Genomic DNA, 14,410 nt, shown 5'->3' with positions numbered 1-14,410 from the left:
GTGGGGCGGCGGTCAGGCCGATTGGGTGAACAGGTACGCAGCAACCAGGGACGCTGCGGCGAGGACGCCGAACGAGATCCAGATCCAGTTCGCCATGCCCTGACGGCGGAAGGACACGACTCCGCCGATGAGGATTCCGGCGAGGCCGAACAGCAGGACGGACCACATCAGACGGCCCCGCCACTGCTCGACGGTGTATTTGTCGACGGTGTATTCGTCGATGCCGTATCCGTCGACGGTGTATTCGTCGATGCCGTATCCGTCGACGGCGACTTCTTCGGCTTGAGCGAGGCAACCCAGTTCCGCAGGAGCCGCGCGCCGGCGTCGCCCGACTTCTCGGGGTGGAACTGCGTCGCGCACAGGGGGCCATTCTCGACGGCAGCGATGAACGGCGCGCCGTGCTCCGACCAGGTCACGAGGGGCGCGGCCATGCCGGGGTGGCTCGCGTCGAACTCCCATTCCTGCACCCCGTAGGAGTGCACGAAGTAGAAGCGCTCGTTCTCCACTCCGTCGAAGAGCGTCGACCCTTCGGGGACGCTCACCGTGTTCCACCCCATGTGCGGGACGACGGGCGCGGGCAGCAGCTCCACCGTTCCGGGCCACTCCCCCAGTCCTTCGGACTCGACGCCGTGCTCGACCCCTCGCTCGAACATGACCTGCAGGCCCACGCAGATCGCGAGGACAGGACGGCCGCCGGCGACGCGTCGGCCGATGATCCGCAGGCCGTCCACGGACTTGAGCTCGTCCATGACGGTCGCGAAGGCGCCGACCCCCGGCACGACGAGCCCGTCGGCATTGAGGGCGTCCTGCGGCTTGGAGCTCAGCGTCACGGCGGCACCCGCGCGCTCGAGCGCCCGCACGGCGGAGCGCACGTTTCCCGAACCGTAGTCGAGGACGACGACGGTCGGCCGGCCCTCGGGGTCCGGGGCGGGACCGCCCTCGTTGCGGGCATCGACGGCAATGCCGTTGGGGGTGGAGTTCGCTTCCCCGCCCGCCGGGCCTACCTCGTTCACAGGGCACCCTTCGTCGACGGAATCGCCTCCCCGATGCGCGGATCGCGTTCGACGGCGGCGCGGAGGGCCCGCGCGAACGCCTTGAACTGCGCCTCCACGATGTGGTGGGGGTCCCGGCCGGCCAGCACGGTCATGTGCAGGCAGATGCCCGCGTGCAGCGTGATCGCCTCGAAGACGTGGCGGGTGAGGGAACCCGTGAAGTGGCCTCCGATGAGGTGGTACTCCTGCCCCGCAGGCTCTCCGGAGTGCACGAGGTAGGGGCGCCCGGAAACGTCGACGACGGCGTTCGCGAGAGCTTCGTCGAGCGGAATCGTCGCCTCGCCGAACCGACGGATGCCGGCCTTCGAACCCAGTGCCTCCTTGAGCGCCTCGCCGAACGCGATCGCGATGTCCTCGACCGTGTGGTGGACATCGATGTGGGTGTCCCCCGTTGCCTTGACCGTGAGGTCGATGAGGGAGTGCTTCGACAGCGCCGTGAGCATGTGGTCGTAGAACGGGACGCTGCTCGAGATGTCAGATCGCCCAGTGCCGTCGAGGTTGATCTCGACGAACACGGACGACTCTGACGTGATGCGCTCCATCCTGGCGGTTCGCGAAGTACGAAGCGCGGACTGCAGCTCGGTGGTCATGGGTGAACGTCCTTCACTGAAGCTAATGCGGGGGACCAATTCATTCTACGGGCGGGACATTGGGCGCGCAGGAGCCAGACAGCTGGCATGCCCGGCGCTCAGTTCGCGTGGACCTCGGCTCGCTCCTCCTCGAGGAGCTCCTCGAGCCGCGAGAGGAACGCGGAGGTCTCGGACTCGGTCCCGGCGGTCACGCGAAGGCTGCCCGGAATCCCGACGTCGCGGACCAGCACCCCGGCCTCGAGCAGGCCGCGCCAGATCCGCTGCTGATCGGCGAGTCCCGTGAAGAACACGAAATTCGAGTCGGAGGAGGCAGGACTCAGGCCGAGCCGCTTGAGTTCCTTCACGATGCGGTCGCGCTGGTGCCTAATGGCCTCGACTTCGGCCATGAGGGACGCACGATGGCGCAGGGCGGCCAGCGCCGTCGCCTGGGTCACTGCGGAAAGGTGATACGGGAGCCGGACGAGGCGGAGCGCATCCGTCACCTCGGGCGCCGCGGCCAGATACCCCAGACGCGCGCCCGCAAGGGCGAACGCCTTGCTCATGGTCCGGCTGACGACGAGCCGTGGGCGGCCGGGGAGGAGCGTGAGGGCGCTTTGCGTCCCGAGCTTGGCGAACTCCGCATACGCCTCGTCGACGATCACGATGGCCTGGCTTGCCTCGCCGGCCTCGTACACCGCTTCGACGACGTCCAAGCCCAGCGCCGTCCCCGTCGGATTGTTCGGAGAGCAGAGGAAGACCACGTTGGGTGCGAGCTCGCGGACCTGGCGCGCGGCGGATTCGGCGGTGAGCGCGTAGTCGTCGTCGCGGACGCCCTTGAGGTAGGCGGTCCCCGTGCCTGCGGCCAACAGCGGGTACATCGAATACGTCGGGGGGAAGCCGAGCGCCGAGCGACCGGGGCCGCCGAAAGCCTGGAGGAGCTGCTGGAGCACCTCGTTCGACCCGTTCGCTGCCCACAGCTGGTCCGGACTCAGGCCATGCCCCAAGTACTCGGCCAGCGCCTCGCGCAGTTCGGTGAACTCACGGTCCGGATAGCGGTTGAGGCTAGAGACGGCATCGCGGATCGCGCGAGCGATGGCATCCTGCACATCCTGCGGCACACCGTAGGTGTTCTCGTTGACGTTCAGCATGATGGGAACATCCAGCTGCGGCGCCCCGTAGGGATGCTGACCGCGCAGGTCCTCACGCAAGGGGAGCCGCGCGAGGCGCTCCTCGGCGGAGGTGGGCTGGACAGTCTGCTCGTTCACCGGTCCAGCCTACGCCCGCACTGCTGGCGGCCCGTATTCGTGACCTGAACCGGCCGCTCCGCGAAACGGCGGGTTCAACCGGCGGTCGGCACCTGGATCTGCTGCCCCGGAAGGACCTTTGTGGAGTCGAGGTTGTTGAGCTCGACGATCTCTCCGATGACGACGCGCGGGTCACGGTCGGGAGCGTACTGCGAGGCGACCGTCCAGAGCGACTGCCCCTCCTGGAGCGTGACCTGCGTCGTGTGCGTCACCGAAGCCGGCGAATCGCCAGCGTGCGCCGGCGCGATGAGTCCGCTCAGGACCGCGAGCAGGAGCACCGAGGCGAGGAATGCCGGGAGCGCGATGAGCACGAGCCGGCCGCGGCGCGTCAGCCGCAGGCGGGTGCGCTGGGCCGGTGCCGTTCCGAACGGGACTGCGAATGCGTGTGCCACGGTTCTTCCTCCTCAGGAATGTTTTCGAACATGTCTTCGAACCATCCAGAACACTTTTAGCACTTCTCGACGAATGATGTCCAGACTCGCTAGAACACATGTTTGAAAGGTGCCGCTGTGTCCCCTACGGTGGAACCAGCATCCAGACGGGCACCGACAAAATAAGAACCACCAGACTTGGAAAGAGGGCACGCATGGCAGGAGTGGCCAGAGCCGCCAAGGGACTCACGGTCCGCCAGCGGAAGATCCTCGAGACGATCCAGCGCTCAGTCCAGACGAAGGGCTACCCTCCGTCGATGCGCGAGATCGGCGACACAGTGGGCCTCGCGAGCCTGTCGAGTGTGACGCATCAGCTCGCCCAGCTAGAGAAGCTCGGATACCTGCGCCGCGACCCGAAGCGCCCGCGGGCGATGGAGGTCCTCATGCCGCTGAGCCTCGACGAGGGTCCGCTCACCATGGATGCCGAGCGCACGGCCCCTGTCCTCGGCATCGGCGGCATTCCCCTGGACGATATGGCGAGCGCGGCGGACACGGCGATGGTCCCGCTCGTCGGACGCATCGCCGCGGGCGGCCCGATCCTCGCCGACCAGGTCGTCGAGGACGTCATGCCGCTCCCCCGGCAGCTCGTGGGCTACGGCGAGCTCTTCATGCTCCGCGTCCGGGGAGATTCGATGGTCGACGCCGCGATCTGCGACGGCGACTGGGTCGTCGTGCGGCGCCAGAACAACGCGGACAACGGAGACATCGTTGCCGCCCTCCTCGACGACGAGGCGACGGTCAAGACGTTCCGGCAGCGTGACGGCCACACGTGGCTGCTCCCCCAGAACACCCGCTACGAGCCCATCCTCGGCGACCACGCCACCATCATGGGCCGCGTCGTCTCGGTGCTCCGCTCGGTCTGAGCTACCTCCGGTCGGTCTGACCTGCCCCCGGTCGGTCTGAGCTACCCCCGGTCAGCCCTACCCCGCCGCGGCGAGGCGCTCGAGCGCACTGAGGACTGCCCCACGGTCGGTCGTTCCCCACAGGGGAGGAAGCGCCGCGCGGAGGAAGGCCCCGTAGCGCTCGGTGGCGAGCCGGGAGTCCAGGACGGCGACGACGCCGCGGTCCTCAGTGGAGCGGATGAGCCGCCCCGCGCCCTGGGCAAGGCGCACCGCGGCGTGCGAGGCCGAAACGCTCATGAAGCCGTTCCCACCCGCCTGGGCGACGGCGCGAGAGCGCGCCGTTGCAAGAGGGTCGTCGGGGCGCGGGAACGGGATGCGGTCGATCACGACGAGGCGGCACGAGCGCCCGGGCACATCGACTCCCTGCCACAGGGACATCGTCCCGAAGAGGCACGTGTTCGGCTCGTCCGCGAACTGGCGCACGAGGGCGCTCATCGAGGACTCGCCCTGGCAGAGGATCGGAACGTCAAGCCGCCCGCGGAGCTCGTCGGCGGCGTCCTCGGCAGCCCGCCGCGACGAGAAGAGGCACAGCGCCCCACCGGAGGACGCACGGATGAGGGCCTCGAGCTCGTCGATCGCCTCGACGGACACTCCCCGGCCCGGCTTCGGCAGGTGACGCGCGACGTATAGGATGCCCTGGCGCGGATAGTCGAAGGGAGAGCCGACGTCGACCCCGGTCCAGCTCGGAGCTCCGTTGCCGAGCAGCCCGAGACCTCCCGCCGCGGGTTCGAACGCCGCTCCGACCGCCAGGGTGGCGGACGTCAGCACCACGGTGTGGTCGGCGAAGAGCCCGTCCCGAAGCTTTCCTCCCACGTTGAGCGGGGCAATGCATAGGGTCGCGGGCGCGTCGTCGCCGGGCGCGGAGTAGCCGGACGCGGGATCGAAGGTCCCCGTTCGCGAAACCCACACGACCTCGCCCTGGGCCTCGGCGTCGAGCATGCGCTCGCAGCATTCGAGCACGGCGCTCGTCCTCGACCGTGCGACCTGCCGCCCGCCGTCGGCGCTCTGCCCGTCCGCGGGCTTGGAGTCTGAGAGCGCCGCGCGGCTCGCGTCGCGCAGCAGCACCAGGGCCTGGCCGAGCTCCTCGGTGAGTCCCCGGGCCAGGAGCCCGGTCGGTACGTTCGCCAGCGCGAGCTCAAGCTGAGCAGCGGCGGACTGCAGCGCCTCGACCGCTAGTCCGCAGTGCCGTCGCAGGCTCGACGCTGCGGCTGTCGCCATCGCTGCGGACAGCTGCCCGCTCACCGCCCCGGTCACACGGTCCTGGAGCTCGTGTGCCTCGTCGACGACGACGACGTCGTGCTCCGGCAGGACGTTGAGCCCGGCGAACGCGTTGATCGCAAGCATCGCGTGGTTTGTCACGACGATGTCTGCCTCCGAGCCCCGCTGGCGTGCGAGTTCGCTGAAGCATTCCGCCGCCAGAGGGCACCGCTGGGCGCCGAGGCACTCGAGTGCGGTGACCGAGACCTGGCGCCACGCTCGGTCGGTGACCCCAGGGACGAGGTCGTCGCGGTCCCCCGTCTCGGTCTCCTCCGCCCACTCCCGAAGTCGTTTGACCTCGCGGCCGAGCTGGGAGGAGGGGCCGGAGGCCCCAGGATGGGCGACGCCGGTGTCCTCGCCGAGGGCGAAGAGCGTCCCCTCGCCGCCCTCGTCGGAAGGGAAGCCTCCCGAGAGCTTGTGCTTGCACAGGTAGTTCGAACGCCCCTTGATGAGGGCGACCTCGACGGGGCGTTCGAGCTCCGGAGTGACCGCCGAGAGCAGTCGAGGGAGATCCCGGCCCACGATCTGGGCCTGGAGGGCTAGCGTGGCCGTTGCGACGACGGCCGGGCGGTCGCTTTGCTGTGCGTGGGCGATGAGCGGGACCAGGTAGGCCAGCGACTTTCCGGTTCCCGTCCCCGCCTGGACGAGAAGGTGCCTGCCCTCCTCGATCGAGCGGGCCACCTGCCGCGCCATCTCGTGCTGGCCGTCACGCTGCTGGCCGCCCATCGCGGCAACGGCCACGTCGAGCAGGCGCACGGCGGTCTCCTCAGCCCCGCTCACCCTCACATCAGTCATGGACGACGAACGGCTCCAGCTCTGCCGCGAACTCCTCGCGCACCACGACGCGGGCGACGGTGCCGTCCGCGGTGTGCTCGAGCGAGCGGATCTCCGAGCTGCTCTCGTGGAGCTTGCTGAGGAGATCGCCCCGGTTGTAGGGGATCAGCAGCGTGAGCAGGACATCCGGCCGCGGGATCGCGGCGCTGATGGCCTGCTTGAGCGCCTCGATTCCCAGTCCCGTCCTCGCCGAGACGACGACGTTGCGCGGCTCGCGCTGGCGAAGGCGCTCGAGGACGAAGGGATCCGCGGCGTCGGCCTTGTTGAGGACGATGATCTCCGGGACCTTGCGCGCGTCGACCTCCGAGAAGACCGCCCGCACGGCGGCGATCTGGCCCTCCGGGTCGGGATGCGAGGCGTCGACGACGTGGAGGATCAGGTCCGCGTCCGCGACCTCCTCGAGCGTCGAGCGGAACGCCTCGACGAGCTGCGTCGGAAGCGACCGCACGAAGCCGACGGTGTCGGAGAGCGTGTAGGGCAGGCCGTCCGGCGTCTCCGCCCGACGGACCGTCGGATCGAGCGTCGCGAACAGCGCGTTCTCCACGAGCACCCCGGCATCGGTGAGCCGATTGAGCAGGGAGGACTTGCCTGCGTTCGTGTACCCGGCGATCGCGACCGAGGGGACCTCGTTGCGCTTGCGGTTCGCGCGCTTCGTCTCGCGCGCGGGCTTCATCCCCGCGATCTCCCGCCGCAGCTTCGACATGCGCGTGCGGATGCGGCGCCGGTCGAGCTCGATCTTCGTCTCGCCAGGACCACGCGAGCCGATGCCGCCGCCGGCGGCACCCACGCGGCCACCGGCCTGTCGGGACATCGACTCGCCCCAGCCGCGGAGGCGCGGGAGGAGGTACTCGAGCTGCGCGAGCTCGACCTGTGCCTTGCCCTCGCGGCTCTTGGCGTGCTGCGCGAAGATGTCGAGGATGAGCGCGGTGCGGTCGATGACCTTGACCTTGACGATGTCCTCGAGTCCGCGTCGCTGCGACGGCGACAGTTCCGAGTCGACGATCACGGTGTCGGCACCCGTCGCGTAGACGATGTCCTTGAGCTCCTGGGCCTTGCCTGAGCCGAGGAACGTCCCTGCGTCGGGCTTGAGCCGGCGCTGGACGATGCCGTCGAGCACTTCGGATCCCGCGGTCTCAGCGAGTGCTGCAAGCTCCTGGAGCGAGTTCTCGGCGTTTTCGAGCGTTCCTTCGCTCCAGAGTCCTGCGAGCACGACGCGCTCGAGGCGCAGCTGCCGGTACTCGACCTCGGTGACGTCCTCGAGCTCCGTCGAGAGTCCCGCGGTCCTGCGAAGGGCCCGGCGCTCTTCGAGGTCTCGCTGTTCGCCGTCGTACTCGCCGTGCTCGTCGTCCAGTTCCGACAGCGCGAGCGCCTTGCCGCTCGTGAGGCCCCCGCGCCGAGCGGACGGGGCGCCGTCGCCGTCGTCCTCCGCTCGGTGGGCGGCGCCCTTGGCGGTTGCAGCCTCCTCCTTGGCGAGGATCCGGTCGATCACTGCCTGGATGTCCTGCGCACTCAGGTCCTGCGGCTGCGGCTCGGGCGCTGCGTTGTTGTTGGTCATGTTCTCCTTCGTAGGGGATTCCTTTCCAGAATAGGTCTCAGGGGTGACAGAAGAGAGGTCACGCGTCAAAGCGTCTCCAAAGGGTTTGTCCTGTTGGCCCCGACCGGACAGAGGTCGACGGCGGGGCGTGGGCCAGCGGGGAGAGGTGGCTACTTGAACAGGCGCATGGATCTATTCTACTTGATGATGGAACCCGCCCACTATTTCAACGCCCAGCCGGCCGTGCCCGATGTCCGGCGACCCCTCGCCGTCGTCCTCGAAGGAGCCGAGCGGTCCCTCGAAACGTCCGGCGGCATCTTCAGCCCGGACGGCCTGGACAAAGGCACAGCCGTGCTGCTCGCCGAAGTCCCGGATCCCTCACCGGAGGGCAACCTCCTCGACATCGGCTGCGGCTGGGGCCCGATTGCCCTCACGATGGGACTGCGCTCCCCCGGGGCGACCGTGCACGCCGTCGACGTCAACGAGAGGAGCCTCTCGATCACCCGGGCGAACGCCCGCCGGCTCGGGCTCGCCAACGTCCGAGCGAGCCTCCCCCAGGATGTCCCCGCGGACGTGCGTTTCTCCACCATCTGGTCCAACCCGCCCATCCGGGTCGGCAAGGAGGCCCTCCACGAGCTCCTCCTGCAATGGCTCCCCCGCCTCGAGGAGGGCGGGGAGGCATGGCTCGTCGTCCAGAAGAATCTCGGAGCCGACTCGCTCCAGCAGTGGCTCGCACAGGCGCTCGGGGAGGCCTACGACGTCGGCCGGGAAGCCACGTCGAAGGGCTTCCGGATCCTGCGCGTCGCGCGAAGAATTGAGGGGCCGGAGAAGTAGGAGACCCAGGCAGGCAACGAGAAGGGCAGGACGGCAATGGCCAAGGAGCTCAACAACATCGCGATCCCCGTCACCGATCTTGAAGCAGCGAAGTCCGTCTACACTGCCCTGCTCGGCGAACCGTTCACCGAGTCCCCGTACTACGTCGGCTACATGGCCGAGGGCCTTCAGATCGGCCTCGACCCGCACGGGCACCGGCACGGCCATACCGGGCCCATCGCGTACTGGAAGACCGCGGACATCAGTGCCGAGATCCAGTCACTCACGGCCGCCGGCGCCCAAGTCCTCGACGAGCCGAAGGACGTGGGCGGCGGCCTCGTCGTCGCCGTCCTGAAGGACGGCGACGGGAACTTCATAGGCCTCGCCCAGGCGTGAATCCAGTTCGGCCTGACTCCAAGCCCGGATTGAACTCGAGACCGAGGCGGCTAGCCGAGGGTGCCGTGCGCCACGATCACCGCGGGGCCGCTGAGCTCGACATGCTCGGCGCCCTCGGCGGCGGTCACGAAGGCAACCTGCACGGTCCCGCCCGGCACGTGGACGTCCCACCGGTTCGGCGCGCCGGCGCCCGCCCAGTGCCGGATCGCGATGGCAGCAGCGCACGCCCCGGTCCCACAGGACTGCGTCTCCCCCACCCCACGCTCGTGGACTCGCATCGCGATGCTTCCGATGCCCTCCCGGACAAGCGGCTCCGCGGGGACGACGAACTCGACGTTCGTTCCGTGCGGAGGGACCGGCTCGACCTTCGGCGCGGCGAAGAGCCGGAGCCGGTCGAGCTCCGCGTCCTCCGCCAGGGCGACGACCGTGTGCGGGTTGCCCATGCTCACGCTGAGTCCCGGGCGGGACACGTCCAGGCCGTCCGCGGTGACGAGCGCGTCCCCTGCCTCGGCTTCGGCCTGGGCCGCATGGATGAACTCCCAGGGCCCCATGTCGACCGCGAAGCCGCCGTCGCGCCGCTCAACGCGCTTGACGCCGGCGCGCGTGCCCACGGGCAGGACACCACCGGGCTCGAGTTCGACGAGTCCCTGGTCCAGGAGGAAAGCCACGAAGACGCGCACCCCGTTGCCGCACATCTCCGAGACCGAGCCGTCCGCGTTCCGATAGTCCATGAACCACACGGCCTCGGGATCTTCGGCGAGGATCACCCGGCCCTCCGGAAGGTGCTCGGACCGGACAGCCCTGATGAGGCCGTCCCCGCCGATGCCCAGATGGCGGTCGCAGAGCGCGGCGGCCTGTGCGGCGGTGACGTCGCGCAGGCCCTCCGGATCGGCGATGAGGACGAAGTCGTTTCCCGTGCCGTGGCCCTTCGCGAACGGGAGCCCGGCAAGCTCGGCGAGCGGGCGCGCGGCGAAGGTCAGGGAATCAGGGGCGGCGGTCATGCCTCTAGGATACCGACGGCGCTTCGGGAACCTGCCCGCCGAGGATCGCCAGCGCGGCGTGCAGGAGATCAGGCCGGAGGGCGTCGAGCCAGCGGACCCGAGGGTCGGCGCGGAACCAGGTCACCTGCCGTCGGGCGAACTGACGGGTTGCGACGATCGTCGCCTCGGCCGCCTCCTCGACCGCCGCGTCGCCGTCGAGCACGGTCAGGAACTGGGCGTACCCGAGCGCACGGGAAGCAGTGCGCCCCTCGCGGAGCCCCTCGGCCTCGAGCCTCCGCACCTCCTCGAGGAGTCCCGCCCCCACCATGCGGTCGACGCGCTCTGCAAGGCGGCCATGCAGCACGGAGCGGTCCATGTCGAGGCCAATCTGAAGGGTCGGCTGCACATACTGCCGTCGCGGCATGTAGGCGCTGAACGGCCGACCGGTCACCTCGTGGACCTCGAGAGCCCTGATGATCCGCCGGGCATCCTTGAGCCGGGCGGCTGACTCTGGATCGATGTCCGAGAGCCGTCTGGCGAGAGGTCCGAGCCCATCGCGCTCCGCCTCAGCCTCGAGCCGGGCCCGGACCGCTGGGTCGGTGCCCGGGAATTCGAGGACATCGGTCGCGGCACGGACGTAGAGACCCGAACCGCCGGCAAGGATGGCCCAGCGCCCCCTCGAATGGATGTCTTCGATCGCTGCCCGCGCGGCGGACTGGAAGGCCGAGACGCTTGCCTCGTCGCGGACGTCGAGGATGTCGAGCAGGTGGTGCGGAACTCCTCGCCGCTCCTCGACGGTGAGCTTGGCGGTCCCGATGTCCATGCCCCGGTAGAACTGCATCGAGTCAGTGTTCACGACCTCGCCGTCCAGGGCGAGTGCCAGCTCGACGGCGAGGTCCGACTTGCCGGTCCCGGTGGGGCCGACGACGGCGATCACCGGCCCGGGCGCCTCGCGGAGCCCACCCTGCCGGGGCACAGCTAGCCCACGCGGACGGGAAGGGAGGGCATCCCGAGGCTTACGGAAGCCCGTGCTCCCGCCGTCGTCTGCTGTGCCCCTGCGACGGGAACAGCGCAGGACTCGGCTTGGGCGCGGTCCCACGCGTCGCCCGCGCGAGAGCGGCGCACAGAATACTGCTCGGCCACCGGGTCGGCGATGAGGTGGTGCGGCGCTGCCTCGGTGACGGTCAGGGTCACGAGATCGCCGGGGCGCGGCTCCTCTGCACCGGCCGGAACACTGAAATGGACGAGGCGGTGGTCCTTCGCGCGCCCGGAGAGGCGGTGGGTCTCGCCGGCCTTGCGGCCGCTCTGCGCGGTCACGAGAAGCTCCACCTCACGACCCACCTGATGGGCGTTCTCCTCCTCGGAGATGCGCTCCTGCAGGGCGACGAGCCTCTCGTAGCGCTCCTGCACGATTGCCTTGGGCAGCTGCTCCCCCATCTCGGCTGCGGGCGTGCCAGGCCGCTTGGAGTACTGGAAAGTGAAGGCGCTCGAGAAGCGGGACCGCTCGACGACATCTAGGGTCGCCTGGAAGTCCTCCTCGGTCTCGCCCGGGAAGCCGACGATGATGTCGGTCGTGATCGCCGCGTGCGGAATGCGTTCGCGCACCCGGTCGAGGATCCCGAGGAACTTCGACGAACGGTAGGAGCGGCGCATCGCGCGGAGCAGGCGGTCCGAGCCGGACTGGAGCGGCATGTGCAGCTGCGGCATGACGTTCGGCGTCTCGGCCATCGCGTCGATCACGTCGTCGGTGAACGCCGCCGGGTGCGGACTCGTGAAGCGGACGCGCTCGAGCCCACGGATCTCCCCGCATGCCCGGAGGAGCTTGCCGAACGCGAGCCGGTCGCCGAACTCGACGCCGTACGAGTTCACGTTCTGCCCCAGCAGCGTCACCTCGATCGCGCCGTCGTCCACGAGCGCCTGGATCTCGGCGAGGATCTCGCCCGGGCGCCGATCTCGCTCCTTGCCCCGCAGGCTCGGAACGATGCAGAACGTACACGTGTTGTTGCACCCGACCGAGATGGACACCCAGCCGCTGTAGACGGAGTCGCGCTTCGTCGGAAGGGTCGAGGGGAAGACTTCGAGCGACTCGAGGATCTCGAGCTGGGCCTCGTGGTTGTGCCGTGACCGCTCGAGCAGGGCCGGCAGGGAGCCTACGTTGTGGGTTCCGAACACGGCGTCGACCCACGGGGCCTTCTCGAGGATCGTGTCGCGGTCCTTCTGGGCGAGGCAGCCGCCGACGGCGATCTGCATTCCCGGGTGCCGGTCCTTCACGGGCCGGAGCTGTCCGAGATTGCCGTAGAGACGGTTGTCTGCGTTCTCGCGCACAGCACAGGTGTTGAAGACGACGACGTCCGGCTCGGTCCCTTCCTGGGCGCGGACGTACCCCGCAGCTTCGAGAAGGCCCGACATGCGCTCAGAGTCGTGGACGTTCATCTGGCAGCCGAAGGTGCGCACCTCGTAGCTGCGCGGGCTGCTCTCGTCGATCGTGGAACTCACCCGTCAAGGGTACCGGTCGCCGGCACCCAGTCGACGATCAGTACCAGCCGATCGAGACCTCGTGCGCCCACGCATTGCACGGGCTGCCGTAGCGGTCCTGGATGTACCCGAGACCCCAGTTGATCTGAGTGCGGTAGTTCGTGAGCCAGTCGGCTCCCGCGGAGTCGTATTTGGACGCCGGCAGCGCCTGTGCGACTCCGTAGGCCCCGCTCGAAGGGTTCGTCGCGTCGGTCATCCAGCTCGATTCCCGCGTCCACAGCTGCAGGAGGCACTGGAACTGCGAGCCGTCCCAGCCGTAGCCCCCGATCATCGACGACGCATAGGCCTGGGCTCCGGCGGGGTCATCCTTCACGGCTCCCACACCGGGGCTCACAACAGTCGGCGTCGACTGGACCTGAACCTGGACCGGGACCTGCGCCTGCGCCGCCGCTTGGGCCTGCGCTGCGGCGGCTGCGGCGGCCTGCTGTTGCTGCTGGAGCAGTGCGGCCTGCTGGGCGGCTGCCTCCTCCGCGGCCTTCCGCTTGGCCTCCTGAGCGGCCTCGTAGGCCGCGAGTGCCTGCTGGCCTTCTTCGTACTTCTGCTCGACCGAGGTCGAGGTGCCCTTGAGATCGGCGAGCTGCGCCGTCATCGTGCTCTGCTGCTGCTGCGTCTGCGACACGACGCCCTGGGCGTGCTTCTGCGCCGCCTGAGCCGCAACGAGGGCCTGCTGCGCCGCGTCCGAGAGCTTTGCGAGCGCGTCCTCTGCCGCGCTCGACTGCGCCTGCGCCTGAGCGGCGTTGTTCGCCGCGCTCTGATAGTCGGCCACAGCCTTCGCCGCCTGGTCGCCGAGGATCTGCAACGTGCCCAGCCGGTCGAGCCCGTTGGGCTGCCCGATCACCGAGAAGGCGTCGAGCGCACCAGAGGGCGATCCACCCGTATACGCAGCGGCCGCGATGCGCCCGGCCTCCTGCTTGCTCGCGTCACGCTGCTGGATCCGCTGCTGCGTGACCTGTTGGAGCGCGTCCACGACCTTCTGCTGATTCTTCACCGCCAAGTCCGCCTTGGCGTAGGCGGCACCGGCCGCTACTGCTTTCGCGGATGCGTCTGCCGCCGTGGCCTGCACTGACGCAAGGAGTCCGTTGATCTTGTCCACCTCGGCCTGGGCGGAGGCTACGTTTGCCTTGGCGGCCTGCACGTCGTCCCAGGTGGGAAATCCCGTCGGCGGACCGTCGTCGGCGATGGCGGACGGCGCGGCCAAGCTCAGCGCGAGGAACACGCTGGCTGTGGCCGCCAGGGCTGACTGGCGCAGTCGGATCGCTGATTGACGTCGCATACTGCCTCAGAGTATTCGGGCACTGCAACGCTTCAGTCCACGCACCACGCCCAATTCACTGCGTATTCTCAGCGTCGATGACCTCTGCCGCAGCCCGGAACGCCCTCCCCGGGGGGTGACCCTTCCGGGCCAGCATCCCCACGAGCCGACGCAGTTCCCGGTCCCGGGCGGCAGGATCCTCCCGGGCGAAAGGTCGGATCCGACGTGCCACGAGTTCCCGCGCAGCCTCCATCTCGGCGTCGTCGCTGAGCTCGGAAAGCGCCTCCTCCGCAACCACGCCCTCTATGCCCTTCGAGGCGAGCTCCCGGCGAAGAGCCGACTTCGACAGGCTTTTCGCCGCGAATCGGCTCCGCACCCACATCTCGGCGAAGGCAGCGTCGTTGACGAGGCCGACCTCCTCGAATCGCCCGAGCACCGCCTCGGCCACCTCCTCCGGAACGTGACGCTCTCGGAGCTTCACGGCGAGTTGGTGCCTGCTCCTAGGACCAAGCGTGAGTTGCCGGAGGAGAATCGCCCGGGCAACCGACTCT

15 protein-coding genes are annotated in these 14,410 nt (G+C 69.2%); 3 read left to right on the top strand and 12 right to left on the bottom strand.

Features of this window, described 5'->3' with window-relative positions; all coding sequences use genetic code 11:
- Nucleotides 1-12: 12 nt before the first annotated feature.
- The 5 genes from E6A21_RS17860 to E6A21_RS09030 form a co-directional block, all read right to left on the bottom strand.
- The gene (locus E6A21_RS17860; protein ID WP_171041335.1) at nt 13-168 is read right to left on the bottom strand and encodes a hypothetical protein; all 156 of its coding nucleotides are present in this window, start codon (nt 166-168) and stop codon (nt 13-15) included.
- On the bottom strand, nt 168-962 hold the full coding sequence (gene hisH / locus E6A21_RS09045) for an imidazole glycerol phosphate synthase subunit HisH (protein ID WP_138443859.1): 795 nt from the start codon (nt 960-962) through the stop codon (nt 168-170). The genes E6A21_RS17860 and hisH overlap by 1 nt, the downstream gene beginning before the upstream one ends.
- Before the next feature lie 47 nt (nt 963-1,009).
- Nucleotides 1,010-1,642, bottom strand: a complete 633-nt coding sequence (gene hisB, locus E6A21_RS09040) for an imidazoleglycerol-phosphate dehydratase HisB (protein ID WP_138443799.1) — start codon at nt 1,640-1,642, stop codon at nt 1,010-1,012.
- Nucleotides 1,643-1,740: 98 nt separating this feature from the next.
- Nucleotides 1,741-2,886, bottom strand: a complete 1,146-nt coding sequence (locus E6A21_RS09035) for a histidinol-phosphate transaminase (RefSeq protein ID WP_138443798.1) — start codon at nt 2,884-2,886, stop codon at nt 1,741-1,743.
- Nucleotides 2,887-2,960: 74 nt separating this feature from the next.
- Nucleotides 2,961-3,317 (bottom strand): LysM peptidoglycan-binding domain-containing protein, encoded by a 357-nt coding sequence (locus E6A21_RS09030; RefSeq protein ID WP_246036304.1) that lies wholly within the window; start codon nt 3,315-3,317, stop codon nt 2,961-2,963.
- 194 nt (nt 3,318-3,511) lie between these two features.
- Between E6A21_RS09030 and lexA the strand changes: the two genes are divergently transcribed.
- Complete coding sequence (lexA, locus tag E6A21_RS09025; RefSeq protein ID WP_138443797.1) at nt 3,512-4,219, top strand: transcriptional repressor LexA; 708 nt, start codon at nt 3,512-3,514, stop codon at nt 4,217-4,219.
- Between the two features lie 57 nt (nt 4,220-4,276).
- On the opposite strand, the gene E6A21_RS09020 is transcribed toward lexA, so the two are convergent.
- Both E6A21_RS09020 and hflX read right to left on the bottom strand, forming a co-directional pair.
- Nucleotides 4,277-6,310, bottom strand: a complete 2,034-nt coding sequence (locus tag E6A21_RS09020) for an ATP-dependent DNA helicase (protein ID WP_138443796.1) — start codon at nt 6,308-6,310, stop codon at nt 4,277-4,279.
- Entirely contained in the window at nt 6,303-7,904 is a 1,602-nt protein-coding gene (hflX, locus tag E6A21_RS09015) for a GTPase HflX (RefSeq protein WP_138443795.1), read from the bottom strand. Before hflX ends, E6A21_RS09020 begins: the two co-directional genes overlap by 8 nt.
- A 186-nt stretch (nt 7,905-8,090) precedes the next feature.
- Here hflX and E6A21_RS09010 point away from each other — a divergent pair, with 186 nt between their 5' ends.
- Together E6A21_RS09010 and E6A21_RS09005 are read left to right on the top strand one after the other, a co-directional pair.
- The gene (locus E6A21_RS09010; protein ID WP_138443857.1) at nt 8,091-8,717 is read left to right on the top strand and encodes a class I SAM-dependent methyltransferase; all 627 of its coding nucleotides are present in this window, start codon (nt 8,091-8,093) and stop codon (nt 8,715-8,717) included.
- 36 nt (nt 8,718-8,753) lie between these two features.
- A complete protein-coding gene (locus E6A21_RS09005; protein WP_138443794.1) occupies nt 8,754-9,092 on the top strand; it encodes a VOC family protein in 339 nt (112 codons plus the stop codon).
- Nucleotides 9,093-9,142: 50 nt separating this feature from the next.
- Here the strand turns inward: E6A21_RS09005 and dapF are convergent, their stop codons facing one another.
- The 5 genes from dapF to E6A21_RS08980 are packed head-to-tail and all read right to left on the bottom strand — an operon-like array spanning nt 9,143 to nt 14,391.
- Nucleotides 9,143-10,093 (bottom strand): diaminopimelate epimerase, encoded by a 951-nt coding sequence (gene dapF, locus E6A21_RS09000; protein ID WP_138443793.1) that lies wholly within the window; start codon nt 10,091-10,093, stop codon nt 9,143-9,145.
- A 4-nt stretch (nt 10,094-10,097) separates the two neighbouring features.
- Nucleotides 10,098-11,048, bottom strand: a complete 951-nt coding sequence (miaA, locus tag E6A21_RS08995; protein ID WP_138443792.1) for a tRNA (adenosine(37)-N6)-dimethylallyltransferase MiaA — start codon at nt 11,046-11,048, stop codon at nt 10,098-10,100.
- A 2-nt stretch (nt 11,049-11,050) separates the two neighbouring features.
- Nucleotides 11,051-12,568: a tRNA (N6-isopentenyl adenosine(37)-C2)-methylthiotransferase MiaB gene (gene miaB / locus E6A21_RS08990; RefSeq protein WP_138443791.1), complete on the bottom strand. Its 1,518-nt coding sequence runs from the start codon at nt 12,566-12,568 to the stop codon at nt 11,051-11,053.
- A 37-nt stretch (nt 12,569-12,605) separates the two neighbouring features.
- Nucleotides 12,606-13,880 (bottom strand): aggregation-promoting factor C-terminal-like domain-containing protein, encoded by a 1,275-nt coding sequence (locus tag E6A21_RS08985; RefSeq protein ID WP_138443790.1) that lies wholly within the window; start codon nt 13,878-13,880, stop codon nt 12,606-12,608.
- Nucleotides 13,881-13,935: 55 nt separating this feature from the next.
- Nucleotides 13,936-14,391, bottom strand: a complete 456-nt coding sequence (locus E6A21_RS08980) for a regulatory protein RecX (RefSeq protein WP_425471537.1) — start codon at nt 14,389-14,391, stop codon at nt 13,936-13,938.
- Nucleotides 14,392-14,410 lie beyond the last annotated feature (19 nt).

Origin of the sequence: Sinomonas susongensis (genome assembly GCF_005877005.1) — a bacterium.
GTDB lineage: Bacteria > Actinomycetota > Actinomycetes > Actinomycetales > Micrococcaceae > Sinomonas > Sinomonas susongensis.
This window is presented reverse-complemented; position numbering and strand designations above follow the sequence as displayed.